18 protein-coding genes are annotated in these 18,139 nt (G+C 70.8%); 8 read left to right on the forward strand and 10 right to left on the reverse strand.

What is annotated here, in order from left to right:
• Window positions 1-132: 132 nt before the first annotated feature.
• Window positions 133-1,593 carry a WD40 repeat domain-containing protein gene (locus CA984_RS12065; RefSeq protein WP_133061638.1) on the reverse strand — a complete coding sequence of 487 codons (1,461 nt, stop codon included), beginning with the start codon at window positions 1,591-1,593 and terminating at the stop codon, window positions 133-135.
• A 352-nt stretch (window positions 1,594-1,945) separates the two neighbouring features.
• Between CA984_RS12065 and CA984_RS12070 the strand changes: the two genes are divergently transcribed.
• The gene (locus CA984_RS12070) at window positions 1,946-2,710 is read left to right on the forward strand and encodes a GNAT family N-acetyltransferase (RefSeq protein WP_207620831.1); all 765 of its coding nucleotides are present in this window, start codon (window positions 1,946-1,948) and stop codon (window positions 2,708-2,710) included.
• A gap of 4 nt (window positions 2,711-2,714) precedes the next feature.
• A complete protein-coding gene (locus CA984_RS12075) occupies window positions 2,715-3,221 on the forward strand; it encodes a DinB family protein (protein WP_086571310.1) in 507 nt (168 codons plus the stop codon).
• Here CA984_RS12075 and CA984_RS12080 read toward each other — a convergent pair.
• Both CA984_RS12080 and CA984_RS12085 read right to left on the reverse strand, forming a co-directional pair.
• On the reverse strand, window positions 3,208-3,729 hold the full coding sequence (locus CA984_RS12080) for a MarR family winged helix-turn-helix transcriptional regulator (protein WP_133061639.1): 522 nt from the start codon (window positions 3,727-3,729) through the stop codon (window positions 3,208-3,210). The genes CA984_RS12075 and CA984_RS12080 overlap by 14 nt on opposite strands.
• A 56-nt stretch (window positions 3,730-3,785) precedes the next feature.
• Window positions 3,786-5,096: a M50 family metallopeptidase gene (locus tag CA984_RS12085; protein WP_165781212.1), complete on the reverse strand. Its 1,311-nt coding sequence runs from the start codon at window positions 5,094-5,096 to the stop codon at window positions 3,786-3,788.
• Between the two features lie 192 nt (window positions 5,097-5,288).
• Here CA984_RS12085 and CA984_RS12090 point away from each other — a divergent pair, with 192 nt between their 5' ends.
• On the forward strand, window positions 5,289-5,894 hold the full coding sequence (locus CA984_RS12090) for a response regulator transcription factor (RefSeq protein ID WP_086571315.1): 606 nt from the start codon (window positions 5,289-5,291) through the stop codon (window positions 5,892-5,894).
• A gap of 21 nt (window positions 5,895-5,915) precedes the next feature.
• On the opposite strand, the gene CA984_RS12095 is transcribed toward CA984_RS12090, so the two are convergent.
• On the reverse strand, window positions 5,916-7,031 hold the full coding sequence (locus CA984_RS12095; RefSeq protein WP_031166414.1) for a PP2C family protein-serine/threonine phosphatase: 1,116 nt from the start codon (window positions 7,029-7,031) through the stop codon (window positions 5,916-5,918).
• 119 nt (window positions 7,032-7,150) lie between these two features.
• On the opposite strand from CA984_RS12095, the gene CA984_RS12100 reads away from it, so the two are divergent.
• Together CA984_RS12100 and CA984_RS46035 are read left to right on the forward strand one after the other, a co-directional pair.
• Entirely contained in the window at window positions 7,151-8,380 is a 1,230-nt protein-coding gene (locus tag CA984_RS12100; RefSeq protein WP_086571317.1) for a GNAT family N-acetyltransferase, read from the forward strand.
• Window positions 8,381-8,411: 31 nt separating this feature from the next.
• Window positions 8,412-8,573 carry a hypothetical protein gene (locus CA984_RS46035; RefSeq protein ID WP_156056322.1) on the forward strand — a complete coding sequence of 54 codons (162 nt, stop codon included), beginning with the start codon at window positions 8,412-8,414 and terminating at the stop codon, window positions 8,571-8,573.
• A 75-nt stretch (window positions 8,574-8,648) separates the two neighbouring features.
• Here the strand turns inward: CA984_RS46035 and CA984_RS12105 are convergent, their stop codons facing one another.
• Window positions 8,649-9,116, reverse strand: a complete 468-nt coding sequence (locus CA984_RS12105; protein ID WP_086571320.1) for a ribose-5-phosphate isomerase — start codon at window positions 9,114-9,116, stop codon at window positions 8,649-8,651.
• A 97-nt stretch (window positions 9,117-9,213) separates the two neighbouring features.
• Between CA984_RS12105 and def the strand changes: the two genes are divergently transcribed.
• Window positions 9,214-9,702, forward strand: coding sequence for a peptide deformylase (def, locus tag CA984_RS12110; RefSeq protein ID WP_086571322.1), 489 nt, complete (start codon window positions 9,214-9,216; stop codon window positions 9,700-9,702).
• 24 nt (window positions 9,703-9,726) lie between these two features.
• Here def and CA984_RS12115 read toward each other — a convergent pair whose 3' ends face one another.
• From CA984_RS12115 to CA984_RS12125, 3 genes are all read right to left on the reverse strand, one after another.
• Window positions 9,727-10,191 (reverse strand): hypothetical protein, encoded by a 465-nt coding sequence (locus CA984_RS12115; protein WP_086571324.1) that lies wholly within the window; start codon window positions 10,189-10,191, stop codon window positions 9,727-9,729.
• A 260-nt stretch (window positions 10,192-10,451) separates the two neighbouring features.
• A complete protein-coding gene (locus CA984_RS12120) occupies window positions 10,452-11,861 on the reverse strand; it encodes an aldehyde dehydrogenase family protein (protein ID WP_086571326.1) in 1,410 nt (469 codons plus the stop codon).
• Between the two features lie 343 nt (window positions 11,862-12,204).
• Window positions 12,205-12,825 carry a mycothiol-dependent nitroreductase Rv2466c family protein gene (locus CA984_RS12125; RefSeq protein ID WP_086571328.1) on the reverse strand — a complete coding sequence of 207 codons (621 nt, stop codon included), beginning with the start codon at window positions 12,823-12,825 and terminating at the stop codon, window positions 12,205-12,207.
• Window positions 12,826-13,046: 221 nt separating this feature from the next.
• On the opposite strand from CA984_RS12125, the gene pepN reads away from it, so the two are divergent.
• Complete coding sequence (gene pepN / locus CA984_RS12130) at window positions 13,047-15,614, forward strand: aminopeptidase N (protein ID WP_086571331.1); 2,568 nt, start codon at window positions 13,047-13,049, stop codon at window positions 15,612-15,614.
• Window positions 15,615-15,827: 213 nt separating this feature from the next.
• Window positions 15,828-16,790 (forward strand): hypothetical protein, encoded by a 963-nt coding sequence (locus CA984_RS12135; RefSeq protein ID WP_086571332.1) that lies wholly within the window; start codon window positions 15,828-15,830, stop codon window positions 16,788-16,790.
• Window positions 16,791-16,962: 172 nt separating this feature from the next.
• On the opposite strand, the gene CA984_RS12140 is transcribed toward CA984_RS12135, so the two are convergent.
• Both CA984_RS12140 and CA984_RS12145 read right to left on the reverse strand, forming a co-directional pair.
• On the reverse strand, window positions 16,963-17,676 hold the full coding sequence (locus CA984_RS12140; RefSeq protein WP_133061640.1) for a Pycsar system effector family protein: 714 nt from the start codon (window positions 17,674-17,676) through the stop codon (window positions 16,963-16,965).
• Between the two features lie 20 nt (window positions 17,677-17,696).
• On the reverse strand, window positions 17,697-18,139 hold a 443-nt coding region (locus CA984_RS12145), incomplete at its 5' end, for a DUF5130 family protein (protein WP_108724565.1).

The following is an 18,139-nucleotide window of genomic DNA, read 5'->3' on the forward strand; positions in this document are numbered from 1 at the left end:
TCAGCGACATGGCCGGACACGGGGTTGACGGGTGTGCCGCGCGGTTACCAGCCAACAGGTGGGCGATTACCTCAAGAGCCACCCAGCCACCAACGGATCATCGTAGATCTGGCAGATATCTACCTCTCCCGGTCACGTGGGACTTTGCGTACCGCCCCGCCGTACGCTCGCGGACAGGGCATCAGAGCCCGAGTTGATCAAACAGACGGCAAGGAAGTCCATGCCCTCTCCCCCGTAGTCCGACCAGTCCGCACCGCCCGCGTAGCGGGCCCAGTCCGCCTTGTCGATCTCCGCGCCGGGGTTACCGCGGCAGGCCGCCAGCTCAGGGTCGGCGACGACCTCGGCGAGGCCCCTGAGATCCCACAGGGAGACCCCGCCGGGACCGGCCGCCAGGGCGATGCCGCCATCGGCGCTGAGAGCCACGGAATCGATCTCCCGCGCGTATCCCTTCAACGCGGCCAGCCGGGCCGGCCTGGACGGGACGGAGAGGTCCCAGAGGATCGCGGAATCGCTCGGTCCGGCGAGCAGGGCGGTCTTCCCGTCGGAGGTCAAGGCCATGTCGTACATGTCGGCGAGGGGCACGTCGAACACAGCCGTGCTGACCGGGCGCGACCGGTCAGCGAGGTTCCAGAGCCCGGCCCGATGCGCGTTCCCGACGAGGACGGCGCGCCCGTCCGCGCTCATCGCCATCTCCGCGGACTTCGCGGGCAGGACGCGGTCGGCCGACCTGGCCGGACGCGAGGGGTCGGCGAGGTCCCAGACCGTCACCGCCCCATCGTTGTCCACGGTGACGGCGACCCCGCCGTCCGCGCTGAGAGCGAGGTCGCGGAAGACGGAGGAGGTGGGCGCCCTCGTCACCGACAGGCGCACCGGACGAGACCGGTCGGTCAGATCCCACACGGTCACGTCGCCGTCGTCGTCGGCGATCACCGCCGTATGGCCGTCGCGCGACAACGCCGCCCGCACGCCGCCGAGGTCCTCGGCGTTCTTCCCGCCCGCCAACGCGGCCGTCCGGATCGGCTTGGCCGGATCGGTGAGATCCCACACGATCGTGACGCCCTCGTCGCCACCGGTCAGCGCGGTCCGCCCGTCGAAGGACAGCGCCACCGCGCCCACGTCCTCCTTGTGGCCCTTCAACGCGGCGATCCGATCGGACTTCTCGACGACCTTGGGGTCGAGCCAGGTCGTGAGGTCCCATACGCTCACCTCGTCGCCGGCACCGGTCAGGGCGATCCGCCCGTCGCCGCTCAGCGCCACCTCGCTGGAGGCGTCCGGCGTGAGTTCGGCGCCGCGTTCCCCGACAAGCGTGTCGATCAGCCCCGCCCGGGTCTGCCCGTCAGAGTGGATCTTGACTGCGGCCAGGCCGAGGTCCCGAGCCGTGCCGGGGGCGGCGTCACGTAGTTCCGCGGCGTGGAGCGCGAGCCCATGAGCCAGTGCGACACGCTCCTGAGCCGACCCCCTGTCACGCTCGCGCTTCCACACGAGTCCAGCGGCGACCAGGGAGACGGCCAGGAGCACGGCGAGCACGATCGCGCACGTTCTCCAGCGGGTGCCGCGCGCATCTACCCGCCGGGCTCCGGCCAGGTCATTCATCTCGGTCTCCAAATTGTCCGGCTCACAATGGTGCGTACACTTTTTGGATGACGTGCTCGTAGTCCGGGCCGCAGGTCCCGCGACCACTACGGGTCGGGGTGCCGTGCCGGCAGTCACAGGTCACGGTGAACCCCTGAACGCCTCTCCGCTCGCCGTGTTCCCTTTTCGCATTCTGAGTTCCTGTCGCTGCGATTGTCACCGAGGCCGACTGGCGCGCGCTGACAGAGAGGATCCTCTCTGTCCTCCCCGGCGACAACCTCTTCAGGTCGAGGCCCTGCGCTCGGGCTGCTCTCGACCCAGCGCGCGGTGTCGGACCTCGGCGCAGGTCCGGCCGCCTCGTAGGGTTGCCCCCATGACCGCTGAACCGGCACATGTCGTCCCCGCCGTGCGCATGGCCTCGCTCCACCTGGCCACCCGGAACGCCGCCGCCTTCTGGACGGCTCTCGCGCAGACCCGTGGACGCGGACTGCTCACCCGCCCCGGTTTCGTCGGCGTGGACGGAGGCGAGCGCGGTGGCCTGCGTGTCCTGCTCCTCTCCCCGGAGCCGGACGCGGACGATCTCGCCGAACTGACGGAGCTGGTCCGGCGCCGATCAACCGGCGGGGTGGTCGTCGAGGACCCGTTCAGCTCGGTCGGCCTCGGCGATCTGGGGCTGAGCCCCCGGCGGCTCCCCGTCATGATCCGCCGACCCGGTCCGGTCCCCGCGCCGACGGCGGTGGAGGTCGAGCGGCTGGAGCCGGGTGGGCGGCTGGAGACCGCAGAACGGATCGTGGTCGACGGATTCCCGCTGCCGGGCTTCCAGCCGTACCGCCCGGGCGAGGTGTTCCCCCGGAGCCTGCTGGAGCGTCAGGGGGTCGACCTGTTCCTCGCCACCCGGGACGGGGTGCCCGCCGGAGCGTGCATGACGGTCACCGACGACGCGGCCGGCGGGGTCTACTGGGTGACCACTCTGCCCGAGCACCGCTCCCGCGGGGTCGGACGGGCACTCATGCACGCGGTCCTGGGACACCTGCGTGGTCCCGTCACCCTGACCTCGGCGACGGCCGGCAAGCCGCTCTACGACTCCCTCGGTTTCGACACCGTCGCCGACGCGACATGGTGGAGTGGCAAGATGTGACCCCATGACCGACAACCGTGTAGACCCCCCGTATATCGCCGACGAGACCCCCATGCTCCGGTCATGGCTGGACTGGCACCGGGAGACCCTGGCCGTGAAGTGCGCCGGGCTGTCGGAGGAGCAGCTCCGCCTGCGCGCGGCCGCGCCGTCCACGCTCTCCCTGCTGGGTCTGGTCCGCCACATGACCGACGTCGAGCGCTACTGGTTCCGCAACATCCTCAACGGCGAGAACACTCCGGGAATCTACTGGTCCGACCTGCATCCCGACGCGGAGTTCGACCTGGTGGACACCGCCTCGGCCGAGGAGGCGTTCGCCCGCTGGCAGGGCGAGATCGACCACGCCCGCGAGGTCTCCGAGGGGCTGCCTCCGGACACCCTGGGCAAGCAGCAGCGCAGGGGGGAGGACGTCTCGCTGCGCTGGATCCTCATCCACATGAACGCGGAGTACGCCCGGCACAACGGCCACGCCGACATCATCCGCGAGCAGCTCGACGGCGTCACCGGAGAGTAGTCGGCTCCTGGATCGCCTCGGCGATCACCTGGTCGAGGTTGACCAGGTCGGCGGGGCGGGCCATGGCCGCCTCGGCGAAGCGGGTGAGCAGCCGGGCGAAGGTCTCACGGTCCGCCTCGTCCCAGTCGGCGATCAGCCCGTCGAGGTAGGTCCGCCGGTGGTGGACGACCACCTCCAGCACCCGGCGCCCTCGCCCGCTGAGCACCAGCCGGGCCCGCCGGGCGTCCACCTCGGACTCCTCGCGCTCCACGAACCCCGCGCCGATCGCGTCGTTGACGAGCCTGCTGGCCGTGGAGGGATCCACGTCCAGCTGCTCGGCGACGGCGCCGACGGTCACCTCGGGCACGTCCAGGCTCAGTTTGTGCACGGCGTGCACGACCATCACGTTCGACAGCTGCACCGGCCGTTGCGGGTCTGCGATCTTGCGCGAGCGCAGCGGCCGCGCCCAGATCCGTCGCAGCCGGAACAGCGCCACATCGATCGCCGCCCCTGGCGTCCCGTCCCTCACGGAACAACCCTATCGGCGGGTAAGGCCTGCCCCGGCGCCCGCCGTGGCCCGGCCGATCAGCCGGTGAGGCGGACCGGGTTCACCAGGTCCGCGTACAGGAGCAGGCCGAACAGGATGATCATTGTGAAGGCCAGGGCGTAGGTCAGCGGGAGCACCTTGGCGATGTCCACGTGCGCCGGCTCGGGTCTGCGGGTCACCCGGGCGAAGGCCCGCTTGAGCCCCTCCCAGAGGCCGCCCGCGATGTGACCGCCGTCGAGCGGCAGCAGGGGGATCAGATTGAACACGCCGATGGCCAGGTTGAACCCGGCCAGCAGGCTCAGCAGGGCGACGAACTTGTTCTCGGTGGGGGCGGCGGAGGCGGCGATCTCGCCGCCGATCCGGCCCGCGCCGACCACGCCGACCGGGCCGTTGGGGTCGCGTTCCTCACCGGAGAAGGCGGCGTTCCAGACGCCGACCATCTTCTCCGGCAGGTTGACCAGCGACTCGGCGACCCTGCCGGTGAGTTCCACCATGTGGCCGACCACGTAGCCGAAGCTCTGCTTCTCCATGACCTGCGTGGGCGCGACGCCGAGGAAGCCGACGTTCTTCTCGATCTTCTTGGGGTCGTCGACCGCGGGGCGGTCCTGGGAGATCAGGGTGACGTTCAGCGTCTGCGGCCTCCCGTCCCGCACGATGCCGATGGTGACGGGCCCGGCGCCGTTGGCCCGGATCTTCTTGGTGGCCTCCTCCCAGGTGGAGACCGGCACGCCGCCGAACGCGACGATCTTGTCGCCGGGCTTGATGCCCGCCTGCGCCGCCGGCGTCGGCGGGTCGGCCGCGGTGCACGTGCGGCCCGGCTTCAGCGACTCGCTGTAGGGGATGACGCACTTGGTCATCCCCGACACGACCGGCTTGAGCACCGGGACGCCGAAGCCCATGATGACGATGGCGAAGAGGACGAAGGCCAGCACGAAGTTCATCGCCGGACCGCCGCTCATGATGATGACCTTCTGCCACCAGGGCTTGCGGTAGAAGACCCGGTTCTCGTCCCCGGGCCGGACCTCCTCCAGCGCGACCTCGCGGGCGCTCTCGATCAGCCCCTGCCACGGCCCGGTGGCGGCCGAACGCAGCTTGGTGGGGTCGTCGGTGGGCCGGGGCGGCAGCATGCCGATCATCCGGATGTAGCCGCCGAACGGGATCCACTTCACGCCGTACTCGGTCTCGCCCCTGCGCCACGACCACATGGTCGGGCCGAAGCCGATCATGTACTGGGTGACCCTGACGCCGAACCGCTTCGCCGGCAGCAGGTGACCGATCTCGTGCAGCCCGATCGACACCATCAGCCCCAGGAGGAAGACGATGATCCCGATCACGAAGAGCCAGCTCAAGGTTCATACCCCCGGTCACGGATTTACCGACAATGCCCCATAAGAGATTAGCCCAACCATCCGGAGTCAGGATCCCCTGAAACCAGGCCTTCTAGATCAAGCCACTTGCGCGAGCTTTGTCGAATGGAGACACTTTGTTGACGGTAAGCAATCATTCGATCACCCTTCGAGAAGAAGAGTGAGAGGAGAATTTTGATCGGGATCCTGGTGGCCGAGCATCTCCCTCTGGTCCGGCGAGGCCTGGTGGCGTCGCTGGACTGTGAGGCCGACCTGAAGGTCGTCGCCGACGTGGGCAGCGGGGAAGAGGTCGTCCCCTCCGTCCTGAGGCACGGCCCCGACACGGCGGTCATCGACGTGGATCTCCCCGACGTCGACGGGTTCACCGCGGCGCTCCGGCTGCGCGAGAACACTCCCGACTGCCGGGTCCTCCTGCTGTCCCGTCACCCCAACCCCGGCCAGGTGCGCCGCGCCTTCGCCGTCCAGGCACTGGGGTTCATGAGCCTGGACGTGGGGCCCGAGCAGCTGGTCGACGGCGTCCGGCGGGTCGCGGCCGGCGGCCGGGCGGTGGACTCGGAGCTCGCGGTGGCGGCCCTGGAGTCGGCCGAGAACCCGCTGACCCGCCGGGAGCTGGACGTGCTCCGGCTGGCCGCCCAGGGGGCGCGCTCCGACGAGATCGCCGACCAGCTGTTCCTGTCCGTGGGAACGGTCCGAAACCACATGTCGAGGATCATGTGCAAGACCCATGCCCGCAACCGCCTCGACGCCGTGCGGATCGCCAGCGACTCCGGGTGGCTGTGACATCGTCCGGGCGCCGGGCCGTCAGGGGCGCCAGATGAGGATCAGGGCGCAGTCGTCGTTGTGCCCCGCCGACATCGAGGTGACCAGGTTGCGGGCGCCGTCGCGGAACCCGGAGGGCAGCAGCCGCTCGGCCTCCCCGAGCAGCCGGTCGAGGCCCGCGTCGATGTCGCGGCCGGGCTGCTCTATCAGCCCGTCGGTGTAGAGCATGAGCGCCTCGCCCTTGCGGAGCGTCCCCCGGTCCGGCTCGCAGTGCAGGTCGGGGACGATGCCCAGGACCACGCCCTTGGCCGGGGAGACGCGCCAGGTGCCGGTGCCCGCCTCGAACTTGACCACCGGCGGATGGCCGGCCGATGTGATCACGTATTCGCCCGTGACGAGGTTGAGCCGGACGTGGACGGCCGTGACGAAACCCTCGGCCTCACGCTGGCGGTGCAGGTAGGTGTTGCAGGCGGGCAGGAAGTCGTCGACCGAGCCGAGCAGGCCGCCGAAGGTTCCCGACAGCATCAGCGCCCTGGTGCCCGCGTCCACGCCCTTGCCGGACACGTCGACGAGGGCGAGCTCCACCGTGTCGCCCTCGCGCATGGAGACCAGGAAGTCACCGCCGAAGGAGGAGCCGCCGGCCTGCTTGAGCACCACCCGGGAGTCCCAGTCCTTGGGCAGCGAGGGCAGCTCGCTCTGGTTCTTGAGGCGGTCGCGCAGCTCCAGCAGCATCGCGTCGCCGCGCAGGCCCTGCACGCCGAGCTTGCCCCGGGTGCGGGCCATCAGCGCCGCCAGCACGGTGGTGAAGCCGAAGGTGACCAGCAGGCCCGGGCCGATGTGCCCCACCCCGCGCGCGATGCCGACGTAGAGCAGGGCCGCCGCGACCGCGCACAGCAGCTTGGCCAGGCTCCGCAGCCGGAGCTGGAGGCCGCCGACGAGAGTGATCGGGATCATGAGCGCCGGGGAGAACCACTCCATGGAGACCCGGGCGGCCAGGCCGGCGAGCACCACGGTCAGCACGATCAGCGTGATGAGCAGGTTGCGGTCACGGCCCAGCGGCCCGCGGCGCAGGAACCGTACGATGGGCACGAGAAGGGGCACCCGCACCAGGAACGCGCGGAGCCCCGGAGGGATCAGCGGCACCGGGCGAGAACTCATGATGCGTTCGACTGTATCTGCCCGTCCCCCGTTTGGGCAGCCCACTTGACCAATGGCCTTGATCATTAAGGGCGGATATTGAATGGCCGGAACGGTTTGCCCCCTCTACCGTAGGAAAAATGAGCCTTAGCCTGCGTCCGATAGCCGAGAAAGAATGGTCCGCCTGGATCACGCTCGACGAGGAGGCGTTCGGCAACGCCATCCCTCCGCACCGGGCGGAGCTGTTCAGGAGGAACGCCGAGTTCGACCGCTCGCTGGGCGCCTTCGAAGGCGACCTGCTCGTGGGCGTCACCTCCGTGTGCAGTTTCACCATGACGGTGCCCGGCGGGCCGATCCCGGTCGGCGGCGTCACCTCGGTCGGCGTGCTGCCCTCGCACCGCCGCAGGGGCATCCTGTCCACGCTGATGACCCGCCAGCTCACCGACCTCCACGAGCGGGGCGAGGCGGTCGCCGCGCTGTACGCCTCGGAGGCGGCGATCTACGGACGCTTCGGGTACGGCAGGGCCGCCGACAACCTCTTCTTCAACATCACCAAGCGCGGTCCGGCCCTGGCCCGGCACGCCCCGACCGACCCCGCGCTGCGGCTGCGCATCGTCGCCCCCACCGAGGCCAGGGCCGTCTTCGAGAAGGTCTTCGAGGCCGTGCTCGACAGCCGCCCGGGGCTCTACGCCCGCACGCCCGCGCGCTGGGACGCGGTGCTGTCGGACCACGAGGTCGATCAGGGAGGCGCCGGGCCGCTGCGCGCCGTGGTCGTCGAGGACGACGGGGGCCCTCGCGGCTACGCGCTCTTCCGGATCAAGCCGAATTTCACCCAGCACGACGTGCCGGACGGCGAGCTGCGGCTCAAGGAGCTGTTCGGCCTGGACCCGGCCGCCTACGCGCTGCTCTGGCGGCACGTTCTGGAGCGGGACCTGGTCACGCGGGTCTCGGCCTGGCAGCGGCCGGTCGACGACCCGCTGATCCACCTGCTGGCCGAGCCGCGCCAGCTCAACGCGGGGTGGCTGGACGACCTGTGGATCCGCCTGGTGGACGTCGAGCGGGCGCTGCCCGCGCGCCGCTACTCGGCGCCGGTGGACGTGGCCATCGAGGTCGAGGACGCCGTCTGCCCGTGGAACGCCCGCCGCTGGCGGCTGACGGCCGATGCCTCCGGCGCCCGGTGCGTGCCCACCGAGGACCCGGCTGACCTGACGCTTCCGGTCACCGTGCTGGGCGCGGCCTACCTGGGCGGCCGCCCGCTGGCGGCCCTGCAGGCGGCGGGGGTGGTGCACGAGTCTCGGGCGGGAGCCGTACGGGAGCTGTCGGTCGCGATGTCGTGGGAGCCCGCCCCCTGGGCCGGTCTGATCTTCTGATCCGTCCGGTCGCGCGGGTTAGGGTGACCGCATGGCACTGCAGAGCTTGCAGATCAGCGCGATCACCGCGATGCGGGCCCGGGACGTCTCCCGGCCCGCGCAGGAGCAGCAGGAGGCCGCGGACCGGCGGCCTCTCCGCGACGAGACGCCGCGCAAGGAACCGGCACGCAAAGAACCGCCGCGTCGCAGATGAGGCGCCTGCCCGCCCGTGGCGCGCGGGCAGGCGCACCCGGCCCCTGTGGAAGGGACCGGGCCGGTCGGGCGGGGTCTACGGCAGCGACGGCAGCTGGCCGATGGTCTCGTACGAGGTGAGCTGCGCGATCCGGCGGTTGTGCCGCTCGGCGCCCGAGTAGGCGGTGCCCAGGAAGAGCTCGACGAACCGGGTCGCCTCCTCCTGGGTGTGCATCCGCGACCCCAGGCTGACCACGTTGGCGTTGTTGTGCTCGCGGGCGAGCTTGGCGGTGTCCTCGCTCCAGGCCAGGGCGGCGCGGATGCCGCGCACCTTGTTGGCCGCGATCTGCTCGCCGTTGCCCGAGCCGCCGATGACGATCCCCAGGCTCCCGGGGTCCTCCGCGACGCCCTCGGCCGCACGCAGCACGAACGGCGGGTAGTCGTCCTCCGGGTCGTATACGAACGGACCGCAGTCCGTGACCTCGTGGCCGTGCTCCTTCAGCCAGGAGACGACGTGGTTCTTGAGCTCATAGCCGGCATGGTCGGCACCGATGTAGACGCGCACCCGCCCAGTTTCGCAGGTGTGGGTGGCCGGCTCGACCCCCACCCCGACTAGAGTAACGACCGCTCTGCTATTCGAACCCTTACAAGAGAGAGTCCCGATGCGTGACATCCGAGTGGTCGGGGATCCGGTCCTGCGCACGCCGGCCGAGCCGGTCGTCGACTTCGACCGTGATCTGCGCCGCCTGATCGACGAGATGTTCGACGCCATGTACGCCGCACAGGGCGTCGGCCTGGCCGGTCCGCAGATCGGCGTGTCGAAGCGGGTCTTCGTCTACGACTGCAGCAACCGCAAGGGCCATCTGATCAATCCCGTGCTGACGGTCGACGACGACGCGGAGGTCCTCGACGAGGAGGGCTGCCTGTCGGTCCCGGGCCGTGAGACCGGCACTCCGATCTACGCCAGGACGCCCCGGGCCGCCGGGGTCACGGTCCGCGGTCTCGACCGCCTGGGCCGGCCGGTCCAGATCAAGGCCCGCGGCCTGCTCGCGCGCTGTTTCCAGCACGAGACCGACCATCTCGAGGGGATGCTCTACGTCGACCGCCTCGCCAAGGACGCCGCCAGGAAGGTCCTCCTCCAGGCTCCGTGATCGAGCCGGCCGGGCTCCGCGCCGTCAGTCTCCGGGGGCCCTGGGGGCTCCGGCGGTCTCGGCGGTCCGGGCCGTGCCGCGCCGCAGGCGTATCACCGGCCTGGCGGCCAGGCCGAGACCGGCCACGAGGAGCAGCGCGACCATGATCCACTCGTTGGAGCCGCCGGGGCCGTAGACATGGCCCCGGCGGCCGGTGTCGAAGGCCCGCGACGTCTGGCCGGGGACGAACGCCTCCCGGTCCGCGCCGTAGAACGCGACCTCCGGGCGTACCTGCCCGCCCGCCCGGAACTCCCCCAGCCAGGTGCACTGCTCGTGGCCGGGGTGCTGGACGCACTCGACCCGGTGGGCGGTGAACGTCCCCCAGGCGCCCTCGCCCCGCAGCGCGGCCAGGGCCGATCCGAGGTTCTGCGCGGCGAGCAGCACCAGCGCCAGTCCTCCCACGGCTATCACCAGGTCGAACGCGCTCAGACGCTTGGTGCCCAGTTTCATTCGTCGCCTTTCGGAAGGGCGAAGGTTCCCTTAAGGCGGGTTTACCCAGAAGATCCGCCGATGACAACCCTTTTCGGGCTGATCGGCAATTTCGGAGAACAGCGGCCGGTGATTTCGCGGAACGCCGCCCCGGCGACCTCCGTTATCGCCGGGCGGTGATTCCGGAGAACACTGCCGGACGATCACGGAGAAAACAGCCATGGGCGCGGGCCCGTCCCCGGCTCCGCGGGACGCCCCCGGGGGAGACGTCCCGCGGGAGGTCAGAGCTGGACCGACTTGATCTCCAGATACTCCTCAAGGCCGAACTCGCCCAGCTCGCGCCCCAGCCCGGACTGCTTGTACCCGCCGAAGGGGGCCCGCGGGTTGAACTGGCCGCCGTTGACGGCCACCTGGCCGGTGCGCAGCCGCCGCGCGACGGAGACCGCGTGCTCCTCGCTACCCGCCCACACCGCGCCCGCCAGGCCGTACGGCGTGCCGTTGGCGATGGCCACGGCCTCGTCCTCGCCACGGGTGTAGGGGATGATCGTCAGGACCGGGCCGAAGATCTCCTCCTGCTCGATCACCATGCCCGGCTCCACCCCGGCGAACACCGTGGGCTCCACGTAGAAGCCCCGCTCCAGGGGCCGGTCGGTGCCTCCGGCGACCAGCCGGGCGCCCTCCTCCTGCCCTCGGTTGATGTAGTGGACGACCCGGTCGCGCTGGGCCGCGGAGACCAGCGGGCCGAGGCGGGTGAGCTCGTCGAAGGGGTCGCCGACGGTGTACTTCCTCGCGGCCGCCACGGCGAGCCCGACGGCGTCGTCGTACTGGTCGCGGTGGACGATCATGCGGGTCCAGGCCGAGCAGGTCTGGCCCGAGTTGAGGAAGGCGTTGGCCACCGTCACCTTGGTCGCCGCGGCCAGATCGGCGTCCGGCAGCACCACGCTGGCCGACTTGCCGCCCAGCTCCAGGGCCACCCGCTTGACCGTCTCGGCGGCGAGCGAGGCGACCCGCCGCCCCGCCCTGGTGGAGCCGGTGAACGACACCATGTCCACGTCGGGATGGGTGACCAGGGCCTCGCCCACCACCGGGCCGTAGCCGCTCACCATGTTGAACACCCCGGCGGGCAGCCCGACCTCGTCGAAGATCCCGGCCAGCGCGAAGGCCGCCAGCGGCGCCACCTCGCTGGGCTTGAGCACCACCGTGCAGCCGGCGGCGAGCGCCGGGCCCACCTTGCACACGATCTGGTGGAGGGGGTAGTTCCACGGCGTGATGGCGGCGACCACGCCGACCGGCTCCCGGAAGATGCGGGAGTTGCCGACCCTGCCGCCCTCGAAGTCGTAGGTCTCGGCGAGCTGGCCGTAAGAGGCCAGCACCCCGGCCGGCATCAGCGTCTGCACCTTCATCGCCACGTTGTAGGGCGCGCCCATGTCCGTGGTGATGATCCGGGCTATCTGATCGGAGCGTTCTCGTATCAGCTCGGCCGCCGCGGAGAGGATCTTGCCTCGTTCGGCGGCGGCCGTACTCGACCACGAGGGCAGGGCCGCGCGGGCGGCGGCCACGGCGATCTCGACGTCGGCGGGCGACCCGGCGGGCACCCTGTCGACTGTCTCCTCGGTCGCGGGGTTGACGACGTCGACGCTCTCGCCGGACGCCGACGCCCGCCATGCTCCGTTCAGATAAAGATGACGCATGACTCTCATCCTTGCGTGCGGACCGTCATAAGGCGAGAGCCCGGCAGGTCACGGGATACCTGCCCAACCGCATGAAGATCGCAATTTAGGCGTATGCCGTCCTCGCTGCGGCGGGCCCTCGGCCGCCCTCTGTGAGGAGGGTACGACGAAGCACGCTCATAAACGGCGAATTACCTAGATACTTAAAAACTCGTAATATCCGGATAAGCGAGGAGAGGTTATGCCCGGCGGGAGTCTCGGTCACGCGACGGCGCGCGGAGGACGGCCCCGCCGGATCCCCCGCACGCCTCGCACACCAGTCCCGCCCCGCTCGGACGCGCAGGTGGCAGGGCGGGTCCGGCGGTCACTCGAAGATCGGCCCCCGGGTACGGGAGCGCTTGATCTCGAAGAAGCCGTCGATGCCGGCCACCAGGCGGACGCCGTCCCAGAGCTTGCCCGCCTCCTCGCCCTTGGGCGCGGGCGAGACGACCGGGCCGAAGAAGGCGACGCCCTCCACCGCGATCACCGGGGTGCCGACCTCCTGGCCGACCCGGTCGATGCCGTCGTTGTGCGAGGCGCGCAGAGCCTCGTCGAACTCCTCCGAGTCCATCGCGTCGGCGAACGCCGGGTCGAGCCCCGCGGCCTCCAGCGCCTCCTCGACGGTCTCGCGGAGCCTGTCGAGCTCCTTGAGCCTGCCCTGGTTGTGGAAGCGGGTGCCGAGCTCGGTGTAGAGCCGGCCGACCGTCTCGGAGTCGTACTTCTCCTGCACGGCGGCGACCACCCGGACCGGGCCGATGGCCTTGGCGATCTGCTCGCGGTACTTGTCGGGCACATCCTTGCCCTCGTTGAGCACGTTGAGGCTCATGATGTGCCAGCGCGGCTCGATCGGCCGGATCTTCTCCACTTCCAGCAGCCATCGGGAGGTCATCCACGCGTACGGGCAGAAGGGGTCGAACCAGAGGTCCACCGGGGTGCGCTCAGTCATCTCTCAGCTTTCTGATCGTGAAGCTTCTTCGCATAACGACAACCCAGGAGGCCGAGTTTCCTATTCCGCGTGGGGATTACCACGTTGACTAGCGGCTTTATCCTCGGATGGAGCGGGCGGCCCGTCCCCCGGCATCCGGGGCGGCGATCTTCTGTCTCACATGGCAGGATTCAGGGATCCCTGCGCAACGGAGCGGGGGAAGTTGTGACGAGGGAGCGGTAGTGGCAGGCAATCTGACCCGTGACGAAGCCCGCGAGCGCGCACGTCTGCTCAGTGTGCAGTCATATGCGGTGGAGCTCGACCTGACGGAGGGCGAGGAGCGTTTCGAGAGCGTCACCACGGTCCGGTTCACCAGCGCCCAGGCGGGTGCGGAGACGTTCATCGACCTGGCCGACGCGAAGGTGCGCAGGGCCGTGCTGAACGGCACCGAGCTCGACGTGAGCGGCTACGACCCGGAGACCGGGCGGCTTCCGCTGCCCGCCCTGGCCGAGACCAACGAGCTGCGCGTCGACGCCGACTGCTCCTACACACGCACCGGCGAGGGCCTGCACCGCTTCGTCGACCCGGTCGACAAGAGCGTCTACCTCCACAGCCAGTTCGAGACGGCCGACGCCCACCGGATGTACGCCTGTTTCGACCAGCCCGACCTGAAGGCCACCTTCGAGCTGACCGTGCTCGCGCCCTCCTACTGGGAGGTCATCTCCAACGCGGCGCCCGACTCCGCCGAGGAGCTCCAGGAGCACCGCGGCCGCCACGGCGCGCTCCAGGCCGCCAGACGCTGGCACTTCCCCGCCACCCCGGTGATGTCCACCTACATCACCGCCCTGTGCGCCGGGCCGTACCACAAGGTGACCTCCGAGCACGACGGCATCCCGCTGGGCCTGTACTGCCGGGCCTCGCTCGCCGAGCACCTCGACGCCGACAACCTCTTCGAGATCACCCGGCAGGGGTTCGACTTCTTCCACAAGGTCTTCGGCGTCCGCTACCCGTTCGGGAAGTACGACCAGCTCTTCGTGCCCGAGTTCAACGCGGGCGCGATGGAGAACGCCGGCTGCGTGACCTTCCTGGAGGACTACGTCTTCCGCTCCCGCGTCACCGACGCGATCATCGAGCGCCGCGCCGAGACGATCCTGCACGAGATGGCGCACATGTGGTTCGGCGACCTGGTCACCATGCGCTGGTGGGACGACCTGTGGCTGAACGAGTCGTTCGCCACCTACGCCTCGGTGCTCTGCCAGGCCGAGGCCACCCGCTGGGGCCAGGGCGCGTGGACGACCTTCGCCAACGTGGAGAAGGCCTGGGCCTACCGCCAGGACCAGCTGCCCTCGACCCACCCGATCGCCGCCGACATCGTCGACATGCACGCGGTCGAGGTCAACTTCGACGGCATCACCTACGCCAAGGGCGCCTCGGTGCTCAAGCAGCTCGTCGCCTACGTGGGGCTGGACAACTTCCTGGCCGGCGTCCGCGACTACTTCAACGAGCACGCGTGGGGCAACACCACGCTGGCGGACCTGCTCGGCGCGCTGGAGCGCACCTCGGGCCGCGACCTGTCCTCCTGGTCCAAGGAGTGGCTGGAGACCTCCTGGGTCAACACCCTGCGCCCGTCGTTCACCACCGACCCCGAGGGCCGCTTCCTCTCCTTCGAGGTGCTGCAGGAGGCCCCGGCCGACTACCCGACGCTGCGCTCGCACCGCGTCGCCATCGGCCTGTACTCCCTGCGGGGCGAGGAGCTGGTCCGCACCAAGCGGGTCGAGCTCGACGTGGTCGGCGCGCGCACGGCGGTGGCCGAGCTGGTCGGCGAGGTCCAGCCGGACCTGATCCTGATCAACGACGACGACCTGACCTACGCCAAGGTCCGGCTCGACGAGCGCTCGCTGCAGACGCTGGTGAACGGCGGCATCGCCAGGTTCAACGAGTCGCTGCCGCGCGCCCTGTGCTGGTCGGCCGCCTGGGACATGACCCGTGACGCGGAGATGTCCACCCGCGACTACGTCGCCCTGGTCGTCTCCGGCATCGCGTCGATCAAGGACATCACCGTCACGCAGACGGTGCTCCGCCAGGCCCGCCAGGCGGTCCAGCAGTACGCCGACCCGGCCTGGCGCGCCGAAGGTCTGGCCCTGCTGGCCTCCTCCCTGCGTTCCCTGGTCGCCGGGGCCGAGGCCGGCTCCGACCACCAGCTCGCCTACGTCAACGCGCTGTCCGGCGTGGCGACCTCCGCCGGGGACCTGTCGTTCCTCAAGGGCCTGCTGGACGGCTCGACCGCGCTCGACGGGCTGACCGTGGACACCGACCTGCGCTGGACGCTGATCCACGCCCTGGTCTCCGGCGGCGTGCTCGGCGAGGAGGACATCGCCGAGGAGCTCCTGCGCGACGCCACCGCCACCGGCGAGCGCTCCGCCGCGCTCTGCCGCGCCTCCCTCCCGACGGCCGAGGGCAAGGCGAAGGCCTGGAGCACGATCACCGAGGGCAAGCTGAGCGGCGCCCTGCTCCGCTCGACGGTCATCGGCTTCATGGACCCCCGGCACCCGGACCTGCTGGAGCCGTACGCCGCGAAGTACTTCGAGGAGATCGGCCGGATCTGGAAGACCTGGACCTTCGACAGCGCCCAGAGCTTCGCCAACGGCTGCTACCCGGCCCTGGCCATCTCCCCGGAGACCGTCGCCAGGACCCAGGACTTCATCTCCGCCGACCAGCCTCCGCACGCCCTCAAGCGCCTCCTGCTGGAGGGCGCCGACGGCATCAGCCGCGCCCTGCGCGCCCAGGCCAAGGACACCCGGACGGCCTGACCCGGCCATCCCTGACGCCCCCCGCCATCGCGGCGGGGGGCGTCTTCGCGTCCCCGCCGCCGGACTGCCGGCGGCCACCCGGGACGTCGCGATCGATGCGGCTGCCACGGCCAGATGATGGTAAAAATAGGCTCTACCTGCGGGAACGTATTGAAATCCCACTTTGCACAGACAATGTCCTCCAGCATCCGCACGCCGTGAGAAGGTGATCAAGTGGAATCGGCACGTGATCTACTCGTCTCCCTGGCGCGGAGATACGCCTTCGCCGACCTCGGAGCACTGGCCTCGGACGTCGTCGAGGACGCGGGTGACATCGAGGCGGTGTGCGAGTTCGGGCAGCGGTTGCTCTCGCTCGACGCGGAGGACTTCGCCGCCGAGGCGCGGGCCGTGCCCAACGATCTGAGGCGCCGGGCCCGGGCGTGCACGATGCCGCAGACCCCCCGGGAGCAGCCGCGTGGCGCGCTGGAGTCGCTGCGGCCCGCCTACGGGCTGCTGCTGGAGACGATCGCGGTCCGGTGGCACCGGCGCGAGCTGAGCCCCATGGTCGCCGCCATCCACATCGCCAGCGAGTATCTGCCGCTGCTCGCCTTCGAGCCGCTGCTGGGCAACGCCGGCGACCCGGCGCGCTGGCCTCAGGGCCTCAGCGCGGAGGGCAGCAGGTTCGGCGTGATCGGCGACCGTGAGTGCGACCACACCAAGTCGGAGCAGTCGGCCGTCAACCGGACCCTGCGGGTGGCCGGGGAGCCGGCCGAGGGCTGGCGGGCCTACTTCGACCGGCAGCACAGCCAGGTGGCGGGCGCGCTCGCCACCTGCGTGGCCGGCTGCCGCACCCCCTGCACCGCGATGGACTGGGTGGCCCCGGAGCGCCGCGAGGACCTCGCCACGCGCGCCCGGGTGGCGCTGACCTTCGCCGACACCCCCCTGGTACGGCTGCGCCACGCGGCCCCGGTGGGCCACGGGTTCGGCGTGCCCTCCCCCGAGGAGGTCCTTGAGGCCTGGCAGCGCAGCCGGGCGATCCTCAGCAAGAACGAGGTGGGCGACGAGGCCACCAGGGAGGACGGCTTCCCCCTGCCGGGCCTGCCCAGCCTGTTCTCCGCCGTCGCCGCCGCGCCCGTGCCCCCTTCGACGCTGCTGACCGACATCACCACCCATCTGGTGAAGCTCCTGCGGCGCTGACCGGGAGGTCCGCCGAGGCTGGGGAGGACCCGCCGCGGGCTCCGGGGTGGAGGATCCGCCGAGGCTCGCAACGCTCCGCCGCCGGCTCAGGACAGGGGTCCGCCGGGGCTCGGAAGGGGCCGCCGCGGGCTCAGAACAGGGGTCCGCCGGGACTCGGAAGGTCCGCCGAGGCTCAGGAGGGGGCGTCGCAGGCCGCGGACGGGGCGCAGTGGCCCGCTGCGGGCGTCGGCTGGACCGCCGGGGCCATGGGCCTGCCGAAGAAGTCCCACGACGTGATGGCCTGGCCGACGATCACCGACAGCGCGCAGCAGATGACGGAGACCACCAGCAGGATCGTCCCCCTCCGGACGTAGCGCCTCTTGGCGTCGGCGAGGGCGCTGAGCCTCCTGATCCCCCGCACGAGCTCGTCGGCCCGGACCCGGGTGTCCTGGCTCGCCATGCGGGCCCTCAGGTCCGCGAGCGCGCTGCGGGCGAAGGCGCCGGCGCGGGAGTCCTCGACCGGGGAGTCGCCGTCATGCGGGCTCTCGGCATGCGCGAGGCCGGCGTAGGAGCGGCGGCGCTCCACCGTCTGCCCGGCGAGCCGCGCGCTACGGGGGTAGAGCGCGCCGGCGAGCATCAGGACTCCCATCGCGCAGAAGAAGACGCCGGTCCACCAGAGCCACTCCACCTGGCTCGGCAGCGCCTCCGGCCGCCAGCCGTTGCCCAGCAGCCCGCCGAGGACGGCCGCCACCAGCAGGGCGACGGCCCTGCGGTCGGCCCTGCCGATGTCGGCGCGCACATCGGCGAGGACCGTCGTGATGTAGCCGAGGGCCTCGTCCCGCTCCTGCCGCACCGTGTCTCCCCCCGAGACGTGACCCGCCGGCGTGTCACCCACGATCTCCAGCACCACCCGATTATGAGAGAAGATCACCTACGGCGGGAAGCCAGATCCGCGAGCAGCCCCAGTCCGGCGACGAGCCCGTCGGCCAGGTCTCCCTCGCCGAAGGCGGCCGCCATCGACATCGCGGCCAGGCGGCACTCCCTGTCAGGAAGCCTACGTCTGGCGTGGGGGCCCGTGACGATCTCCACGGCCCTGTCTCCCGGATCCACGAAGACGAGCACGGCCCTGGCCGCCTCCTCCCCCAGCGCGGCGTGCAGCCGTTCGGAGAAATGACGGCGCGGGCCGACGGCCGGGCCGAGGTAGGCGGCGAAGCGCAGGCCGCTGCGGCACCCCGCGGCGCGCAGCGCCTCCCGGACGCCGTCCTCCTGCGCCGGGCTCAGGCCCGGCAGCGCCGTCACCATCGCGCCGACGCCCCGCCGGCGTACCGCCCCGGCTCGGAGAGCTCCGCCATCGAGACCCAGTCCACCCC

This window comes from Streptosporangium minutum (assembly GCF_002149035.1).
Lineage (GTDB): Bacteria > Actinomycetota > Actinomycetes > Streptosporangiales > Streptosporangiaceae > Streptosporangium > Streptosporangium minutum.